Genomic DNA, 19,368 nt, shown 5'->3' with positions numbered 1-19,368 from the left:
GCTACCGCGGAAGAGGGACACCAAGAGACACCGCCGGGACGATGTGCCGTCCCGGAGCCGCATCGGATGCTGACAGCGTTCCCACCGCACGCCGAACGCAAGGCAGACGATGTTCGAAGACCCCCTCCTGCTCGCCAGGCTCCAGTTCGCGCTGACCGCGGCGACGCACTTCACGTTCGTCGCCCTGACCCTCGGGCTGGCGCCCTACATCCTCGTCAACCAGCTCGTCGCCACCGTGCGCGGCGACCGCCGGCGGATGACCTCCGTGCGGTTCTGGGGCGGGCTGTACCTGGTCAACTACGGCATGGGCGTGCTGTCCGGCCTGGTGATGGAGCTCCAGCTCGCCGTCAACTGGAACGGCCTGCACGAGATGTTCGGCTACTCCTTCGCGGCACCGCTGGCTCTGGAGACGATGACCGCGTTCTTCGTGGAGTCGACCTTCCTGGGGCTGTGGATCTTCGGCTGGGACCGCATGGGCCGGTGGGCGCACGTCGGATGCTTCGCGGTGGTCACCGGCACCGCCTACCTCTCCGCCTGGTGGGTGCTCGTGGCCAACGGGTTCCTGCGCAACCCGGTCGGCTTCGAGATCGTCGACGGCGTGGCGCACCTGTCCGACCCGGTGGCGCTGATGACCAACCCCGCGGCGCTGCTGGCCCTCGGCCACATCGTGAGCGCCTCGCTCGTGCTCGGCGCCCTGGTCGTGGGCGCCGTGAGCGCCTACCACCTGATGCGCGGCAACGACCCGGACGGCGTCTTCGGTCGCGGCATCCGGTACACGGCGGTCACGATGGTGCTCACCAACGAGCTGGTCGTGGTCTTCGGCGGCCTGCAGTTCGGGCTCTTCGGCGAGGACCCGCCCACCAGCGGGCTGACCTACACCGCCGAGGAGATCGAGGCGATCGAGGCGGCCTCGGACGGCCCGCTGCTCACCGCTGCCAACACGGCAGGCGAGATCACCATGTTCACGGTGTACGCGTTCATGTTCCTCATCGGTCCGACGATGCTGGTCGGCTGGCTGCTCAGCCGACTGGTCACGCCGTTGCGGCGGTGGACGTGGGCGCTGGCGCCGCTGCTCGTCGCCCCGTTCCTGCCCTACGCGGGGGTCGTCGCCGGCTGGGTCTTCCGTGAGACCAACCGCCAGCCGTGGGCGGTCGTGCACCACCTGACCACCGCCGACGCCGTGACGCCCATGACCCCGGGCATGGCCGTGGCCTCCTTCTCCTTCTTCACCGGCGCGTTCGCCGTCCTGGCCGTGACCACGTACTGGCTTCTGGTGCGCTTCGCCCGCCGCGGGCCGCAGGACGGTCCCCTCGCGGAGCGCGCCGCGGACGGACCCGAGCAGCCCGCCGCCCCCGTCCACTCGTTCTGAGACCCGGAGTACCTGACATGGACGTCCTCTCCACCGTTCTTCTCTCCCTGTTCGTCGTGGGCTACCTCGTCCTGGCCGGTGCCGACGTCGGGCTCGGCATGCTGATGCCGAAGGTGGCGCGCACGCCGGAGCAGCGCCGCCGCGTGGTGGCGGCGATCGCCCCGTACTTCCTGGCCTCGGAGGTGTGGCTGGTCGCCGCGGTCGGGGTACTGGCCGGCCTGTTCCCTGTCCTGGACCACCACGTGGTCACCGAGCTCTGGCCGGTGCTCGTGAGCCTGCTGGGCGCCTGGCTCGTGCGCGACGCCGGCCTGTGGCTGCGCGCGCGGGTGGACACCCCGTCCTGGCGCGCGGTCTGCGACACGGCGGTCGTGGCGGGCAGCTGGGGCGTCGCCGCCGCCTGGGGCCTGGTGCTGGCGGGCCTGCTGACCGGCGGCCTCACGGCGAGCGTGTTCACCCCGCTGTGCGTGCTGGCGGTGCTCGCGCTCTTCGCCCTGCGGGGCGCGTCCTTCGGCGCGGAGCGGCTGGTCGGCGAGTTCCACGACGACAGCGCCGACGTGGCGGCGCAGGCGACGCGGGTCCTGGCCCGGGTCGCGCTGGTCGCCGCCCTCCTGGCGGCGGGCACGGGGCTGCTGCCGGGCGGTGTGGTGACGGACCGGCCGCTGGTGGCCGCCGCCTCGGCCGTGGTGCTGCTGGCCGTCCTGGCGGTGACCAGCGGGCTCACGGGGCCGATGCTCTCGCGGCACACGTCGGCGCTGGCGATGGGCGCGGCGGGTGTGCTGACGGCACTGTCCGCGCAGCTGCCGATGGAGCCGGTCCCGGCCACGACCGCGGTGTTCGTGTGGGCGATGCTGGCCCCGGCCGTGCCGTTCATGGTGGTCGGCCAGGTGTGGATGTACCGGCTGGCCCGCCGCCCCGCCCCGGCCCCGACCTTCTTCGCCTAGGGCCTGTTTGGAAAGTCAGAGCCATTCGTTGATGGCAGCGATCTGGATGGTGGCCTCGTAGCGAAGGGCGAGCTTGTCATAGCGCGTGGCCACCGCCCGGTTGCGTTTGAGCCGGTTGATCGCGCACTCGACCGCGTGCCGGGCCCGATAATCGACCTTGTCGAAGCCGGGCGGGCGCCCGCCCCGACCCCCTTTGCGCTTGCGGTTGCGCACCCGGTCGGCAGGCTCGGGAATAGTCGCCTTGATCTTGCGTCTGCGCAGGTAGGCACGGATCTTCTTCGAGCTGTAGGCCTTATCCGCGCGCACCCGCACCGGCCGGGTGCGCGCGGGCCCGCTCCGCCCGTGCCCGGCCACCCGGATACGTTCCATGACCGTCTCGAACTGGGGGGCGTCCCCGCGCTGGCCGGCCGTGACCAGCACCGACAGGGGCTTTTGGCGCTGCTCGCAGGCCAGGTGGATCTTCGTGGTCCACCCGCCCCGCGAGCGTCCCAGCCCATGGTCGTCGGGCTCGTCCGTTCCGTGATCTTCCCGGTCCCCTTTTTCGCGGCTCCGGCGGCGTGCTGGTGGGCGCGCACGATGGTGGAGTCGACGTTGACCTGCCAGGTGATCAGGCCCGCCGCGTCGGCCAGGGCGCGCAGGGCGTCCAAAATTTGGGCCCAGGTGCCGTTGCGGGTCCAGCGGCGGAAGAGGTCGTAGACGCTCTGCCAGGGGCCGTAGCGTTCGGGTACGTCGCGCCAGGGAGCACCGGTCCGCACACGCCAGCGGATGCCGTTGATCAGGGTGCGCTTGGAGTGCGAGGGCGGACGGCCGGTGGCCGGCACGGGCAGGAGCGGTTCGAGCACAGACCATTGGGCGTCGGTGAGGTCACCGCGCCCGGGGCCGGGTAGGGTCACAGCGAAGCCTTCGGTGGGCTTGGTCTTCTTGGTCGTTGACTCATCTACCGAAGGCTTCGCCTATGTGCGGGGTGACACGCCTGGCGTGACCGGATCGGTGCTTTTGCCCCTGATCACACCAGTTACCAAACAGGCCCTAGCCGACACCCCCGCCTCGACTCCACGGGCTTGCACGAAGGCGCCCGCCTCAGCCACAGGGGGTGTCGCGAGGGGCGCGCCAGTGTTCTGCAGGAGGAGACGGGGCCGCAGCGAGGAACGAGCGGAGGCCCAAAAAAACACAGGAGGGCGCCGACGCGCCCTGGAGGCACTCCCGAGGAACGAGGGAGCGCACCGGAAGGACCGAAGGGCGCGTCTTCCGGGCGCACGAGCACGGGCCGAAGCGAAGCGGAGGCCCCAGAAGAACACTGAAGCCCAAATAGAGCACTACCCCGATCCACCACGCGAAGGTCAACTCCGGCCTTCGGGTTGGCCAAGCCCGGGAGCGGGAACCCTTCCTGGCGGAGAGCCGTTCGTGGCGCCCCTCCGGTTCGGCGGAGGTCGGCGTGATGGCGCACGAACGGTGCCGAGCCCTGAGGAGGGACTGTGACACACCCCCTGAGCACGCCCCCGGGACTGAGCGGCTGCGGCTGCGGTTCGGGATGCGGCTGCGGCTGCCAGAGCGGCGGTTCGTGCAGCTGCGGCGGCAACTGCGGTTAGACACACCGGTTCCCGCGGGCCGCCCTTCCCCTTGGGGGCGGCCCGCTTCCCGGTTTCGGAGGGACCACACCCCGCGTGTCGCGACATTCCGCGACGATAGGTATACGCTGAGTGACTACGAAGCTGCGTATCCACCCGTTGGGGGAGATCAGCGATGCCGCCGTTCACGCGACAAGCGCCACGGACGTCCCTGCGGGGCCGACACTCCGAACACGCCCGGCTGCTCCGGTGCGTGCAGGGCATCCAGGAGCGCTCGGCTCGGGCGGTCCCGTGGGAGCCCGACACGGTCGGCCTGCCGGAACCGACCTCCGACAGCGCGCTGGCCAGGATCAACGACGTGGCCTTCTACGCGAACGCGCGCGAGGAGGTCTCGACCCTGGCGGGGGTGTGCGCCGACCTGCTCCGCCTGCACAGCCCCGACACGGAGGAGGGCGGGGCCGAGCAGGTGTGCCACGGCTGCCGACAGCCCTGGCCCTGTCCCACGTTCGACGAACTCGCCCGCCTGCTGCGCTGAGGCCGACCGCGCACACGACGACGTCGCCCGCCGAAGCCGGGGCGCGATCCGGCTTCAACGGGCGACGTTCTCACTCGCCTGCCACCGTCGGCGTCCGACGGCGGGGCCGCCGGACGCCCTCACCGGGCCAGGCACTACGCAGAGACTAATACTGAAACGCGTTCTACCGCAAGACCTCAGACCCTCTGATCGCCCACGATAAGCCCGATGAGCAACGGAACACCGGGGTTTATGGAACAGGATCTACTCGGTCCCCGCGATGGGGTACTGGATCGCCGCGCGGTCCGCGAGCATGGGGCGGATGACGCCGAGGGCGGCCTGGTGCTCGGGGTGGTCGCGGTAGGCCGCGAACCCGGCCTCGTCCTCGACGTCCGCGACCACGGCGAAGTCGAAGGCGCCGTCGCTGATACCGGCGTCCGGGCCGAAGGAGTAGGCGCGCAGCTCCGGGATGGCGCTCGGAAGCGCGGCGAGGAGTTCCTGGACCCGGGAGACGCCCTCGGGCGTGACGTCGTCCCGCCAGCGGAACAGTGCGATGTGTCGAATAGCCATACGGGAGAACCTACTCCCGTCAGGCCCAGGGGCGGGGGACAGCCCCTGGGACCGACACCCGGGCGACGGATGCGGCGGCCTGAGACCCTCCGGAGGACCGGTGGCCTCCCCAGCCATGAGCGGGGCGCGCCCCGTCCCGTTGACGGTAACGAGCGGGCGGTAACGCGAACACCCCTGTTCGGATAACCGGAACGTCTCGATTGCCGAGGGGCGCGCGGGGCCGCGGCCCGGCCCACCACCCCCGCCGGACCCCTCCGGCCCGGTCCCACCCGGGCGCCCGGCGGCGCCGGCCGCCGCGGACTTCGTCAATACGAAACGCTGCGTCACCGGAATCAGAAAGGTTGCACGAGGTTGCAATTCCCCACGCCTGGGACAAGACAAAAGCCCCGGGAGAAAAACCCGGGGCCCTGGTTCAACTGACCCTCGTGGCCAGCAGATAAGCCGATGGTGTGTCCGCGTCCACGATATCGGTCACTCTCCACGCCTGGCCGCCGACGGTGAAGACGTCACCGACCCGAACGTCGATCATCGGAGTGGGACGCCACTCCTTCGGTCCCCCGATCTTGGCGACCGGACGGCCGTCCTCGTCGACCCAGAAGTGGCCGCCGCCCACCGGCCCCCCGGCGAAGCGGTCGTTCCGCCCGTAACTGATCTTCTCCTGCGCGCCGACCTCGTGCACCACAGTGGATCCAGTCCCAACCGTCTCAGTTTCCATTGAAATCGCCGCCCGATACCCCCCGTACGAATTCTCCGGGCCACATGCGAACGACGCTTCACGATGTTAGCCCACAAAAGGAAAGCGCGAGCGAGGACTTTGGTCCTCACCCGCGCTTCGGATTCCTTTGGGTTATTCAGCTCCTGGACGGAGAACCCTTGAGCCGCCCCACGAACGTTTCGAGGGCCGAGCTGAACGGCTGGTCGTGCACCATGTACGTCCACGTCATCGACGGGCGCTTGACGCCCACCGTGCTCACGTCGAGCTCGCCGTCCACGACCTCCAGTTCATCGAAGCTCTCCGCCGCCCGCCGGCGCGCGCCGTCGAGGAAGCCCTTGAAGACCGGCACGGCCTCGCGGTTGAACTCGTCCAGCGGGTCGCGCCGACCCAGGTAGCGCAGGTAGATGCCCTCCCGCAGCTCCGCGAGGAAGGCGTTGTGGTCGGTCCAGCCGCGGTCCAGGTGGAACAGGGTGATCAGGCGCGCCGCCCGGGCGACCCGCTCCTCGTCCAGCTCCTCCACCAGCTCCGCGTGCCGCTCCGCGCGGTCCGCGGCCACGTGCCGGTCGCCCTGGTCACCGGTGAGCACCATCTCGCGGTGCTCCAGGACCACGTCGCGCTGCACGTCGATGAGCTGGTTGTACCGCCAGGTGTTCCGGTGCACCTCCAGGAGCTGGCCCTCGGCGACCCGCTGCGCGTGGTCGACCATCGCCAGCCAGCCCTCGTCGGTGATCTCTCCGTCGGCGGAGGTGGTGTACCCGGTGGACTCGGGGGCGTTGTTGACGATCAGGTCGTCGTCCATGCTCACGAAGAACAGGGAGTCGCCCGGGTCGCCCTGGCGTCCCGCACGACCGCGCAGCTGCCCGTCCAGGCGGCTGCTGGGGTAGCGGCCGTAGCCGACCACGAACAGTCCGCCCGCCTCGACCACCCGGTCGCGGTCGGCCATGTCGCTGCCGCCCAGGCGGATGTCGGTGCCCCGGCCCGCCATCTGGGTGGACACGGTCACGGCCCCGTGGGTGCCCGCCTCGGCGATGATCGACGCCTCGTCGGCGTCGTTCTTGGCGTTGAGGACCACGCACTCCAGCCCGGCCTCCGTCAGCCGTCCGGCGAGGAGTTCGGACTCGGCGACGTCCTGCGTGCCGATGAGGATGGGGCGCCCGGTCTCGTGGATCTCCGCCACCTTGGCGACGAGGGCGTCCTCCTTCTCCTCGCGCGTGGCGTACAGGCGCGTGCCGTGGTCCTCGCGGACGTTCGGCTTGTTGGAGGGGATGACCGCGACCTCCAGCTCGTAGAACTCACGGAGCTGTTCGGCCACCGCCATCGCGGTGCCGGTCATGCCGGCGCGCTTGGGGTAGCGCAGGATCAGCGACTGGACGGTGATGGAGTCCAGCACCTCGCCGGTCTCGCTGACCTCGACCTTCTCCTTGGCCTCGACCGCGGCCTGGAGGCCGTCCGGCCAGCGCTGGAGCAGGGCGATGCGCCCGCGCGACTCGTTGATGAGCCGGACCTCGCCGTCGCGCACCACGTAGTGGACGTCGCGCTGGAGGAGCGCGTGCGCGTGCAGGGCGAGGTTGACCTGCGGCAGGATCGAGGTGTCGTCCTCGGAGTAGAGGTCGACGCCGCCCAGCGCCTTCTCCACCGCGTCGATGCCGTCGTCGGTGAGCTGGACGTTGCGGCCCTCGGCGTCGACCGTGTAGTGCAGGCGCGGCCGGAGGTGGCGCACGATGTCGGCCATCTCCACGTCGCCGACCTGGCTCTCCGCGGCACCGGCCAGGACCAGCGGCACGCGGGCCTCGTCCACGAGCACGGAGTCGGCCTCGTCGACGATGGCGATGCTCGGCGGCGGGACCACGCGGTCGTCGACGTCGGTGACCATGCGGTCGCGCAGGACGTCGAAGCCGAGCTCGGTCACGGCGGCGTAGGTGACGTCGCACGTGTAGGCCTCGCGGCGCTCCGCGGGCGTGGAGTCCTCGTTGATCCACCCGACGGTGACGCCGAGCAGGTCGTAGAGGGGGCGCATCCACTCGGCGTCGCGCTTGGCGAGGTAGTCGTTGACGCTCACCAGGTGCACGCGCCGGCCGCGCAGCGCGAACCCGGCCGCGGCCAGGGCGCCCGCGAGGGTCTTGCCCTCACCGGTGGCCATCTCGGCGACGTGCCCGTCGAGCAGCGACATGACGCCCAGCAGCTGGACGTCGAACGGCCGCTCGTCGAGGGCGCGCCGGGCCGCCTCACGGCCGACGGCGCACAGTGACACGAGGTCGTCGCGTTCATAGGGAAGCTCGGCGTTACCGAGTTCGATGGCGGCTTCCGTCAGCTCGGAGTCGTCGAGCTCACGCAGATCCGCCTCTCTGTCCTCGATCGCCGACAGGAGCTTGGTATAAGGCCTCAGGTCCACCGCACCGGGCTTGCCCAGTAGGCGGCGGACGCTTTCCGCCATTCGTCCGAACACCACGCCAGAGTAACGCCGGACACAACCCCTTCGTTCCCCCCGGGTGTCCCGTCCGGCTCAGCGGGTCCGCGGGATCACCGGACGAGCTGGCCCCGCGTGCGCTGCCGGGCCTCCAGCGCCATGCCGTGCTTGACGAGGGTCACCAGCACGCCGACCACGGACTTCTTGTCGCGTGCGTCGCAGTAGACGACCGGTACCTCGGGGGGCAGGTCGAGCGCATCGCGGAGTTCGTCGGCGCCGTAGGCGTACTCCGGGTCGAACTGGTTGATGGCGACCACGAAGGGCAGCCGGTACTGGCGCTCGAAGTAGTCCAGGGCCTGGAAGGTGTCCTCCAGCCGCCGCACGTCCGCCAGGATGACGGCGCCGAGCGCGCCCCGTACGAGGTCGTCCCACATGAACCAGAAGCGCTGCTGGCCCGGAGTGCCGAAGAGGAACAGGGTCAGGTCGGTCTCCAGCGAGATCCGGCCGAAGTCCATGGCGACCGTGGTGCTGGTCTTGTCGGGGGTGTGGGAGAGGTCGTCGACGCCGGCGGCGGCCGCGGTCACGGCCGCCTCGGTGCGCACCGGGGGGATCTCGGAGACGGTGCCGACGAAGGTGGTCTTCCCGACGCCGAAACCACCGGCGATGATGATCTTGGTCGACAGTTCGGTGGGGGCGTGGACGGTGTGCTGACTGCTGGCTGGCTCATTCACGGTGTGTCCTAGCGGGAGAGCCGGGCGCGGCCGTGCGGCTCAGGCGGCCCGGTGCTGAGGGGAACGGCACTCTCCCCCGGTCCGAACCACCGCGGGGCGCCGCATCTGGAACCTAACACCGGCAGGACCTCCTGGGCGGCGTTTCCGGTCAGTCGGCGACGAGACGTGGTTCACCGCGCTCCGTAACTGGGCGAGTACGTAGGCCATGAGCAGGGAAGGGCCGGTTCCGGGCGGATTCGTGACCGAAGGTCCCGATTTTCCCTCGCGCCACCCGTCGGGGAACACTGGGTGATCGGACAGGCACACATCTGTACCCTCGCTGCGGCACTTTACGACATTGTGAGCGACCGCTTCCGGCCGCTTTTGGCCGCGCCAATCACTGTCCGGGCCCGGCGGCGGAGTCTACGGTGGAGGGCAGGCACCCGCCGACACACGGTCAACCGGACTCCTGGCACGAGGACGCGACCCTCCGCGGGAGCCACGGCGACGCCCACGGGGCGGCCGGCCGGAACCGACGCCTCGCTCTTCGGTGTCGGTCCGGGCCTCGCCCGGGACGGCGCTCCAGCGCCCCACCGGCCCACAACCGTCCACGTGGGCCGGTGGCGGCCCACCCGTCGCCCACCATCGCCCGGGACGGCGCTCCGCGGGGGAAACGGGCTACCACCCTCAACGGACGGCCTCCGACCGCGGACCCGCCCACCCGTCGCCCACCATCGCCCGGGACGGCGCTCCGGCCGCCGATCCTGCTCTCCCTCTGTGTCGGCCCAGGGCGTGTGTGGTGGATGCTGCCCGTCGCGAGCGGGGCATCCAGTGGTGCTCCCGCAAGGCCGAAGAAGGAGCTCCCCTACTGTGCGGCTTCGCCGTTGTCGCACAGCGGGGGCCCGGCTGGTTCCCTGTCGACTGATGAGAACGCGGCGAGAGTGCCGCTGGGGCGCCGCGCAGCAGGGCGAGTATTCGCCATGCACGCCCTAGACTGGGGTCGGCCCGCGGGCCGTTCCCATCCGACTTCTCTCCCGAGGGAGCCGAGAACCCCACATGTCCGAGCAGCGCGTCGTCCGCCCCACCCCCATCAGCGGTTTTCCCGAGTGGACCCCCCAGGTCCGAGCTGTGGAGCAGCGGTGGCTGGACCATATCCGCGCCGGGTTCGAGTCCTTCGGCTTCGCGTCCGTGGAGACCCCCTCGGTCGAGAGCCTGGACGTGCTGATGGCCAAGGGCGAGACCTCCCAGGAGGTCTACACCCTGCACCGCCTCCAGGCGGACGCCAAGGACGACTCCGACGCCAGGCTCGGGCTGCACTTCGACCTCACCGTGCCCTTCGCCCGGTACGTCGCCCAGCACTTCAACGAGCTGACCTTCCCGTTCAAGCGCTACCAGACGCAGCGCGTGTGGCGGGGCGAGCGCCCCCAGGAGGGGCGCTTCCGCGAGTTCACCCAGTGCGACATCGACGTGATCAACGTCGACTCCGTCCCGCTGCACTTCGACGCCGAGCTGCCGCGGATCGTGCACCAGGTCCTCAGCGGCCTGGACCTGCCCGCCTGGACGCTCAACGTCAACAACCGCAAGGTGCTGCAGGGCTTCTACGAGGGCCTGGGCGTCAAGGACCCGGTGGCCGTCATCCGCGCGGTGGACAAGCTGCACAAGATCGGTGACGAGGGCGTGCGCGAGATCCTGCTCGGGGACGGGCTCACCGGGGAGCAGGCCGACGCGTGCCTGGCGCTCGCGCGCATCCGGGGCGCCGACGCGGCCGAGCGGGTGGCCGCGCTGGGCGTCACCTCGGAGCTGCTCACCGAGGGCCTGGACGAGCTCACCTTCGTCCTGGACGAGCTCGCCGACCTGCCCGAGGGCAGTGTCGTGGCCGACCTGTCCATCGCGCGCGGCCTCGACTACTACACCGGGACCGTGTACGAGGCGTCCTTCGACGACGACCCCGACTACGGCAGCATCTGTGCCGGCGGCCGCTACGAGAACCTGGCCGGCCAGTTCATCCGGCGCCGCCTGCCCGGTGTGGGCATCTCCATCGGTCTCACCCGGATCTTCGCCAAGCTGGTGGCCGAGGGACGGATCGAGGAGGGGCGGATCTGCCCGACCGACGTCATGGTCGTGGTGCCCGGCGCGGAGCGTCGCGCCCAGGCGCTGCGCACCGGTGCGCTCCTGCGCGAGCGGGGCTTCAACACCGAGGTCTTCCACTCCACCGCCAAGGTGGGCAAGCAGATCCAGTACGCGTCCAAGAAGGGCATCCCCTTCGTCTGGTTCCCACCGTTCGAGGACGGCGGCGAGCACGAGGTCAAGGACATGGCGTCCGGTGAACAGGCCGCCGCCGACCCCGCGACCTGGAGCGGCGCCGCAGGATAACGGCTGTATCGTCACGGCGCGACCGGTACGGGCGCATCAGTGCCGCCCGTACCGGAACCGGCCATTCCCGAGACATACGCGACCACTGGGTGCCAGACTGGTGACAGCCTGTCCTCCGTGGTCGCCACGCCCTCTGCGGTGTGCACGTCGCGGGCCGATTCGGTGTCCTACGTAATCGAGGCCATGTCTCATCCTCGCCACAACCTGCCCCTGTCCGCCGGCGAGTTCATCCGGTTCGTCGGACGCGAGCGCGACATCGTCGACCTCGGCCGTCTGCTCGGCACCGCCAGACTCGTCACCCTGACGGGGACCGGCGGCATCGGCAAGACCCGGCTCGCCCTCCACCTGGCCGAGCGCGTGCTCCGCCGGTTCCCCGACGGTGCCCGCTTCGTCGATCTCAGCGAGGCCTCCACGCACGAACAGGCGCTGCGCGCCGTCGCCGTGAGCCTCCAGGCGGTCGAGGACGACGCCCGGACGATGACGGACGCCATCATCACGTCCCTGCGCACGCAGAACCTCCTGCTGCTCCTGGACACCTGCGAGCACGCCGTCGGACCGATGGCCGAACTCTGCCAGGCGATCCTGCGCGACTGCCCCCGCGTGCGGATCCTGGCGACCAGCCGCCAGCCGCTGCACGTTCCCGAGGAGAGCATCTGGCGGGTGCCGCCGCTCTCCCTGCCCTCGCGCCCCACGCCGACCGACCCCTACGCCGACGACCCGGCGCCCATCCCCCGGCGCGACACCCAGCGCTACGAGTCGGTGCGCCTGTTCGTCACCCGCGCGCACGCGGCCCGCGCCGGGTTCGAGATGACCCGCGAGAACTCCGGCTACGTGGCCGAGATCTGCCGGATGCTGGACGGCATGCCGCTGGCCATCGAACTGGCCGCGGCGCGCGTGCGCGTGCTGAGCGTCCAGCAGATCCTGCGCCGCCTGGACGACCGCTTCCAGTTGCTCACCAGCGACGGCTCCGGCGACCTTCCGCCCCGCCAGCGCACCCTGCGCGCGGTCCTGGAGTGGAGCCACGGCCTGCTCACCGAGCCCGAGCGGCTGCTGCTGCACCGGTTGTCGGTGTTCACCACCTGGAACCTGGAGGCGGCGGAGGAGGTGTGCTCGGGCGAGGGCGTGGCCTCCGCCGACATCCTCCCCCTGCACTTCTCGCTGCTCGACAAGTCGCTGGTCGTCATCGACGCCGAGATCGACGGCACCGCGCACTACCGCCTCACCGAGACCGTGCGCGCCTACGCCGCCGAGCACCTGGCCGCCCAGGGCCGTGAGGAGCACGAGCGCTGGTCGCGCTACCTCCGGTTCTGCGTCGCGCAACTGGAGACGGCCGCCAAGCGGTCCACCACCTCGCTGGAGTGGTCGGAGCGCCTGTCCCTGCTGCGCCTGCTCGACCACCACCGCGACAACTACGGCCGGGTGGTGGACTGGGCCCTGGGCGCCGGCCGCGTGGCCGAGGCCCTGCGGGTGTGCCTGGCGCTGCGCCCCTACTGGATGGTGCGCGACCTCGCCTCCGAGGGCAGCCGGCTCCTGGAGCGGGTGCTGGCCACCGCCCCCGACGACCAGCCGCCGACCCTGCGCACGCGGGCCCTGGCGCTCCAGGCGGAACTGCGGCTGGACATCGACACCGCGCCCGCCACCACGACGCTGGCCCTGAGCGCGTTGGAGGCGGCCCGGGCCTGCCGTGAGGCGGGTGCCGCCGCCTCCGCCCTCGCCACTTTGGCGACGCTGTCCCTGCGCACGGGAGCGGCCGACGAGGCCCGTGCCCACGCCGAGCGCGCCCAGGAGTGGATCGCCGAGGTCCACGACCCGATCTCCGAGGGGACCGTCCGCGGGGTGCTCGCCCAGTTGGCGCGCCGGGCGGGGCGCACGGACGAGGCCGTCGCGCACCTGGAGCGCAGCATGGCGATGGGTGAGGAGCTGGGCGACCGCTGGGGCTCGGCGCGCTGTCTGCACGCCCTGGGCTCGATCGCCGCGGAACAGCGCGACTTCGCCCGGGCGCGTGCGCTGTGCGCCGAGGCGCTGTCGATCTTCGAGGAGCTGGACGCCGCGCCGGCCTCGGCCCGCTGCGCCCGGGCCCTGGGGCGGCTGCACCTGGCCGAGGGCGAGGTCGTGGCGGCGCGTGAGCCGCTGGCGACCTGCCTGCGGGTGAGCTTCACGTCCGGGCAGCGGATCGCGGTCGCGCGGGCCCTGGAGGCGCTGGCGGAGCTGGCCCTGGCCGAGGAGGAGGCCGAGCGCGCCGCGGCGCTCACGGGTGTGGCCTCGGACCTGCGGACGTCGCTGGACCGCCCGTCCGGGGAGACCGTCCGGCTCAGGTCGGCGGTGGAGCGCAGGGTGGGGTCGGCCCGTGCGGCCGAGGCCTGGAACGCCTGGCGCTCGCTGCCCCTGGAGCAGGTCCGCGACCGCGCCCTGGCGTTCCCGCAGGTCGTGACCGAGGAGTCGCCCTACGGAGCCCTGACGCCCCGGGAACGCGAGATCGCCGAGCTGGCCGAACACGGTCTGTCCAACCGGGAGATCGCCGAGCGGCTGACGATCAGCCAGGCGACCGCGGCCCGACATATCGCGAACATCTTCAGAAAACTCTCTATTTCGTCGAGGACACAGTTGACCGGCTGGAGTTCCTCCCGTGACCCTGGCTGAGCACCCTGCGCGACGCCGGAAGCACTTGCACAGTGCGCGTGCACGCGCTAAACCAGGAACTCCGTACACTGCCGCCCACCTCACTCCCTCCCCCGATCCGACCGCCCCTCCCCCGCCCCGGTGAGGGCCCGCCCATCTCCCGCTCATCGCCCCCGGGCGCCACGCGAAGGGAAGACGTCCACCCCCGACCCCGAGCCTCCGGCTCCCACTCCTCCCACTGTTCCCCCGAGCGCTACGCGAAGGGTGGGGGCCTCCACCCCGACCGAGAGCCCCCGGCTCCAGCCCGCCCACCCGTCACCCACCATCGCCCCCGAGCGCAACGCGAGTGGGGGCTTCCACCCTCAACCGAGAGCCTCCGGCTCCAGCCCGATCTCCGACAGCCCCTACAAGTGAAGGCCATGGCACCTTTGACCGCGCCCGCGCGGCACAACCTCCCCCGACCGGGGACCGGCTTCGTGGGCCGCGAGCGGGATCTGAGCGACCTGCTCCGCCTGCTCGGCTCCAGCCGCTCCGTCACCCTGTGCGGGGCCGACGGCATCGGCAAGACCCGGCTGGCGCTCCGGGTGGCCGAGCAGTCCACGGCCTCCTTTCCCGACGGTGTGTGGATGGCCGACCTGACCGACGCCCGGTCGACGTTGGAGGTGTACGCCCGTGTGGCGCACGCGGTCAGAGTGGTGGAGGAGCCGGGGCAGCCGCTGTCGGCCACGGTGACCGAGGCGTTGCGGCACCGCCGTCTGCTGCTGGTGCTGGACTCCTGCGAGCACGTCGCGAACGAGGTCGTGGGTGTCGGCGAGTCACTGCTCGCCTCGTGCCCGAACGTGTCGGTGCTGCTGACGAGCGAGGAGCCGATCCGGCTCTCCGGCGGGACGGTGTGGCGTGTTCCGGCGATGGCACCGCCCATGGCCGCGCGCAACGCGCCGCCGCCGGACCCGGCCGACGGCGAGGCGGTCCGGCTGTTCCTGGACCGCGCCCGGACCCGGGACCCCCGCTTCTCCGCGTCCCCGGAGGAGCTGGAGGACGTCGCCGTCGTGTGCGACCTGGCGGGCGGCGTGCCGCTGGCGATCGAGGTGCTGGGCGCGAGCGCGCCCGAGACCGGGCCGGACGAGCTCGCCCGCGGCCTGCGCTCCCACCTGGCCTCGCCGTTCGCGCGGCCCGGCCCCGGCCAGGCGGTCTCGCGCAACGAGGTGCTGCCGCTGGTGCTGGACTTCGTCTACGAGTCGCTGCCCGAGCCCGAGCGCCTGCTGCTGCGGCGGCTGTCGGTGTTCCGCGGCTGGGACCTGGAGCTGGCCGAGCAGGTCTGCTCCGACGAGGCCCTGCCCGAGACCGCCATCCTCGACCTGCTGACGTCGCTGCTGGACCGGTCGCTGATCACCGTCACCGGCGAGTTCGAGGGCCGGGTCCGCTACCGCCTGCCGGAGGCCGTGCGCCGGTTCGCGCAGGAGCGGCTGGCGGCGGCGGGCGAGGCGGAGGTGTTCCAGGAGCGGCTGATGGCCCGGATGCTCCGCCTGGCCGAGGACCTGGGCCGACGGCTGGAGTCGAGCCGGGGCATGCCCTGGGCCGAGCGCGACTCCGGGCGCCAGCGGGTGATCGCCGAGTACGACACCCTGCGCTCCCTGCTGCGCTGGTCCTACCAGCGGGGCGCCGCCGAACCGGGCCTGCGGCTGTGTGTGAGCCTGACCGCCCACTGGGTGAGCCACCACAACTACTCCGAGGGCGCGCACTGGCTGGACCGGCTGCTGGCGCTGGACGAGGCCGCCAAGGCGCCGTCGCGGCCCCGCGCCCTGGTCGGGCGCGCCCAGTTGGCCCGGGTCCGCCGCGACCACGACCTGGCGCTGTCCATGGGCGAGGAGGGGTTGCGGCTGTGCCGCGAGGCGGGCGACGACGTGTTCGTGCGCACCGCCCTGAACCTCCTGGCGCTGGTGGGCGTGCGCTCGCGCACGCCGGACCGGGCGGCGGTGCGGGTGGAGGAGGCGCTGCGGCTGTGCCGTGACGCCGGGGACGTGTGGGGCGAGGCGATCGCGCTGGGCACGCGTGCGGCCCTGGTCGCCCAGCAGGGCGACTACCCCAGCTCCGACCAGCACTACACGACCGCGCTGGCCCTGCTGCGGGGCATGGACCACCGCTGGGGCGTGGCGGTGACCCTCATGGGCCAGGCGCGGGCCGCCGAGGCCAACGACGACCTCATGACGGCGGACCGCTGCTACCGGGAGGCGCTGGACACCCAGCGCGTCATCGGGTCGGTGGCCGAGGAGGCGCGGTGCCTGGCCGGGATCGGCCGGGTGGCGCACGCCCTGGGTTCCACGGAGCAGGCCTACGACTACCTCAGCGAGGGGCTGGTGCTCAGCCATTCGACGGGGCAGCGCGCCGAGGCCGCGCGGACGCTGGTCGCGATCGCGCGGGTGGCGTTCGGCTCGGGGCTGCGCGAGGAGGCGTGCCTGTTGGCGGGGTCGGCGACCGAGGTGCGGTCGGACCTGGGCCTGGTGACCCACGAGGCGCCGTGGCCGTTCGTGAAGGTGGAGCGGGTCCGCCGGCGGCGCCGGCGCCTGGTCGACTGGTGGGAGCGGGGCCGGGCGATGTCGCTGTCGGACGCCGTGGACCTGGCCGAGCGGCTGGCCGTGGACGGCCGTCGCCCCGCGTCGCGATCACCGCGCATGCGCAAGCGCGATGCGGGTACAACGGCCGACAGCGGACGGAAGCACCCGGAACCCCGGGAGGACTCCGACGGGCGCTCCGGGACCACGGCACCCACCCCTGCGGAGTCGGAGCCCCCGCGGTCGCGGCTCACCCAGCGGGAGCTGGAGATCGCACGGCTGGTGAGCCGGGGCAAGAGCAATCCGGAGATCGCCCGGACGCTCTTCATCACGCCGTCGACCGCCGCGCGGCACGTGGCCAACATCAACCGGAAGATGGGCTTCCACTCGCGGACGCAGATCGCGGCGTGGGTGGAGCGGCACCGCGACACCGGCTGAGCGTAGGCCGCGAGCCCGCTCGAATCGCCCGGATCGGGCTGTGTAGTCAGTGCGGCGACAGAATCTACATATGCATCTGCATCGCAATATGCATGTGCATCTGGCTGTGAACGCGCTAGGCTTCCAGACATGGAACTCAGGCCCTTCCGTTCGCTGGAGCGGCGGTGGGCGCAGGGGTTCCGAGAGCGGCCGTCGGGTCCGGGCCGAACACCGGACACCCGTCGGACCGTCAGCCCCGGGCCCGTCCCGGGGCCGGTGGAACCGTGCGAGCGCGGGGTGCAACCTGGGGAGGGCCCCCGCCTCCGTACGGCGCTGCCGGGCTCGCCACGTGGAGGGGGCGTGACGAGCCCGAGCAGCGGATCCGCCGTCGTGTGCACGATGTGGGGGTACGCATGGGGGTTGGGCTGACTTCAGGAACCGAGCGGTCGGGGCGCCACCTGCCGCGCAGGGACGACCCGATCGGATCGCTGACCGGGGGCCTGTGCGAGCGGCTGCGGTTGCGGCCGACCAGAGGGGGATCGATCCGGGGCGCCGGCCGCCGGGTGGACGCGCTGACGTTCGCCGCGACGGTGGAGCGGGCCGCCGCCGGGTTGAGCCGCAGGGGCCTGTGCCTGGGCGACGTCGTGGGCGTGCTCGCCCCGGTCTCCCCGGACCGGTTCACGGCCACGTACACGGTGATGGCCGTGGGCGGCCGGGCGCTCCCGCTGTCCACGGAGTCCGACCTCGACACCCAGTGCGCTGTGCTCGCCGAGACCGACGCCCGGCTGCTGCTGGTGAGCGCGGACCTGGCGACGACCGCGCTGGAGCTGGCGGAGCACTCGCGCGTGCGGCAGGTGATCGCCTTCGGCGGCGCCCTGGGGACGACGCCCTTCGACGACCTGTTGCAGCCGAGCCCGGACGGCAACGGCTACAACCCCACCCGGGGGCTGTTCGACAACGGCATCCTGGGCTACGACCGCACCCCCGAGGGGATCCTGACGACCCTCTACCCGCACAGTGACCTCATGGCCCGCTTCACCGACCTGCGCGGACGGCTGGAGCTGACCGCCGACGACGTCGTCGCGGTGGACGAGCGGGGCGACGAGCCCACTCGTGCGGCCCTGGTGGCGCTGGCGCTGTGGACGGGGGCGTGCGTGGTGTGCGGCACCGGCTCGCCGGCCCCCGAGGGCCGCCAGGTCACCGTGCGCTGCGCCCCCGAGCCGGTCCGCGTCGCCCACCCCCGCGCCGAAGGCATGTGCTGACCGACCCCCGGAAGGCCCGCACACCCGCGGAGCCCTCAGTGGTCGAAGTCGCGCACCCATGAGAGTGGGAACCGCGATGTGGTCCTGCGTGAATCGGGCGAAAGGTACGCCGCTCAGCTCACGAGTGCGCAGGGCCTGAGACGTGCGGTGTTGTGCCCGCGGGACCGCTGGAGGTCGAAGCCGCGGGCATGGGCCTGCCTCAACCCGAGGGGGTTGGAGGTGGGAGGTTCAGCCTGCCCCGACCAGAGGGGGTCTATCCGGGCCAAAGCAGGAAGGACTGCGCCGCAGGCGTCCGTTGAGGGTGGTGGTGGGCGACGGCGTGGGCACGAGCGGAGGCCCAAAGAAAGCACGGGGAGGACGCCGACGCGTTCTGGAGTGCTTGGAGGTGGGGTCCGTGAGGAACGAGCGGGCCACGCCGGAAAGCGCGAAGGGCGCGTCTCAAGGGCGTCCGACCCGTCTATAGGGCGTCCGAATCAATCTCGAACCAGGCCACGTGCGTGTCCTCGTTCCAGTAGTCGCCGCTGCGCGTCGCGCAGCTGTCGACGATGAGCTTGCCGCGGCCGAAGTCCTCGCCGTCGTCGCGGGAGTGTCCTCCTTCGCCCTCGCGCTCGCCCTGGTCGGCCACGGCGACGCGGAGCCGTCCGGCGTCGGAGCGGATGAACAGGGTCATCACCCCGCCGCTCTGCCCCGAGCGTGAGTGCAGCAGCGCGTTGGTCGCCAGTTCGCTGACCGCGAGTTCGGCGTCGTCCAGGACCTCGTCGGAGTGGCCCATGCGGTCGAGGAACTCGCGTACCCGTGCGCGGACCGAGCGGACCGCGGTGAGGTTCCCCGCGCAGCTCCACACGGTGTGGTCGGTGACGCCTCCGGTCACGTCGGCGACATCGATCGCCGGAACGTCCGGTGTGATGCCGTCCGGGGCGTCCGCGGGCACGAACTCGCGGAGTTGCCTCGCCTCAGCCATCCGGTCACTCCAATCACCCGCGTCGGGCGCGCGGGTCGCGCCGCCTGCACTCACCTTAGACAAGGGCGTACTTGCTCCAGAACAGCACACCCGGCTTCGGCATGCCGGGGATTGGCCACAAAACCCCGCCCTGTGTCCTCCCCGAGGAGGACAAAGGAAACGCTCCGGACCCCAGGCGAACCCATGTGAGGTGTAACACGCAGGCAATGCGCGTGCTCACGGCGTTGGCCGGATACGGCCGCCGGCGGGGGTTCGCGCCACGTCGGCCCGCCGCGCACCGACACGCACAGGAGCCACACCGGGCCGCACTGTTACCAGCACGTGATGGAAACCGACAAAACGGATAAATCACCCGTTAAACACCACGGTTTCGCTTCCCGGAGACATCGA

The 19,368-nt window shown here is 71.6% G+C and carries 12 protein-coding genes and 1 pseudogene; 7 read left to right on the top strand and 6 right to left on the bottom strand.

Going from position 1 to position 19,368, the window contains the following annotated elements; genetic code table 11:
- Positions 1-109 precede the first annotated feature (109 nt).
- Together HNR10_RS22635 and HNR10_RS22630 are read left to right on the top strand one after the other, a co-directional pair.
- The gene (locus HNR10_RS22635; protein ID WP_179826715.1) at positions 110-1,369 is read left to right on the top strand and encodes a cytochrome ubiquinol oxidase subunit I; all 1,260 of its coding nucleotides are present in this window, start codon (positions 110-112) and stop codon (positions 1,367-1,369) included.
- A gap of 17 nt (positions 1,370-1,386) precedes the next feature.
- Positions 1,387-2,310, top strand: coding sequence for a cytochrome d ubiquinol oxidase subunit II (locus HNR10_RS22630; RefSeq protein WP_179826713.1), 924 nt, complete (start codon positions 1,387-1,389; stop codon positions 2,308-2,310).
- 15 nt (positions 2,311-2,325) lie between these two features.
- Here HNR10_RS22630 and HNR10_RS22625 read toward each other — a convergent pair.
- Positions 2,326-3,203: pseudogene (locus HNR10_RS22625) on the bottom strand (IS5 family transposase).
- 850 nt (positions 3,204-4,053) lie between these two features.
- Between HNR10_RS22625 and HNR10_RS22620 the strand changes: the two are divergent.
- A complete protein-coding gene (locus HNR10_RS22620) occupies positions 4,054-4,413 on the top strand; it encodes a hypothetical protein (RefSeq protein ID WP_179826703.1) in 360 nt (119 codons plus the stop codon).
- Between the two features lie 243 nt (positions 4,414-4,656).
- Here the strand turns inward: HNR10_RS22620 and HNR10_RS22615 are convergent, their stop codons facing one another.
- From HNR10_RS22615 to HNR10_RS22600, 4 genes are all read right to left on the bottom strand, one after another.
- Positions 4,657-4,962 carry a Dabb family protein gene (locus HNR10_RS22615; protein WP_179826701.1) on the bottom strand — a complete coding sequence of 102 codons (306 nt, stop codon included), beginning with the start codon at positions 4,960-4,962 and terminating at the stop codon, positions 4,657-4,659.
- A 412-nt stretch (positions 4,963-5,374) separates the two neighbouring features.
- Positions 5,375-5,644, bottom strand: coding sequence for a DUF6406 domain-containing protein (locus HNR10_RS22610; RefSeq protein ID WP_179826698.1), 270 nt, complete (start codon positions 5,642-5,644; stop codon positions 5,375-5,377).
- A gap of 169 nt (positions 5,645-5,813) precedes the next feature.
- A complete protein-coding gene (gene secA2 / locus HNR10_RS22605; protein ID WP_179826696.1) occupies positions 5,814-8,111 on the bottom strand; it encodes an accessory Sec system translocase SecA2 in 2,298 nt (765 codons plus the stop codon).
- Positions 8,112-8,197: 86 nt separating this feature from the next.
- A complete protein-coding gene (locus tag HNR10_RS22600; protein WP_179826693.1) occupies positions 8,198-8,815 on the bottom strand; it encodes a GTP-binding protein in 618 nt (205 codons plus the stop codon).
- A gap of 1,035 nt (positions 8,816-9,850) precedes the next feature.
- Here HNR10_RS22600 and hisS point away from each other — a divergent pair.
- The 4 genes from hisS (at position 9,851) to HNR10_RS22580 (ending at position 18,017) form a co-directional block, all read left to right on the top strand.
- Entirely contained in the window at positions 9,851-11,167 is a 1,317-nt protein-coding gene (hisS, locus tag HNR10_RS22595) for a histidine--tRNA ligase (protein ID WP_179826691.1), read from the top strand.
- 183 nt (positions 11,168-11,350) lie between these two features.
- Positions 11,351-13,807 (top strand): ATP-binding protein, encoded by a 2,457-nt coding sequence (locus tag HNR10_RS22590; RefSeq protein WP_179826688.1) that lies wholly within the window; start codon positions 11,351-11,353, stop codon positions 13,805-13,807.
- A gap of 407 nt (positions 13,808-14,214) precedes the next feature.
- Positions 14,215-16,776 (top strand): LuxR C-terminal-related transcriptional regulator, encoded by a 2,562-nt coding sequence (locus HNR10_RS22585; RefSeq protein WP_179829902.1) that lies wholly within the window; start codon positions 14,215-14,217, stop codon positions 16,774-16,776.
- Positions 16,777-17,168: 392 nt separating this feature from the next.
- Positions 17,169-18,017, top strand: coding sequence for an AMP-binding protein (locus HNR10_RS22580; protein ID WP_179826686.1), 849 nt, complete (start codon positions 17,169-17,171; stop codon positions 18,015-18,017).
- Positions 18,018-18,474: 457 nt separating this feature from the next.
- On the opposite strand, the gene HNR10_RS22575 is transcribed toward HNR10_RS22580, so the two are convergent.
- Complete coding sequence (locus tag HNR10_RS22575; protein WP_179826684.1) at positions 18,475-18,978, bottom strand: ATP-binding protein; 504 nt, start codon at positions 18,976-18,978, stop codon at positions 18,475-18,477.
- Positions 18,979-19,368: the final 390 nt, after the last annotated feature.

The organism is Nocardiopsis aegyptia (genome assembly GCF_013410755.1).
GTDB classification, from domain to species: domain Bacteria; phylum Actinomycetota; class Actinomycetes; order Streptosporangiales; family Streptosporangiaceae; genus Nocardiopsis; species Nocardiopsis aegyptia.
The sequence above is the reverse complement of the archived record's forward strand: the minus strand, read 5'-3'. Positions and strand labels throughout refer to the sequence as shown.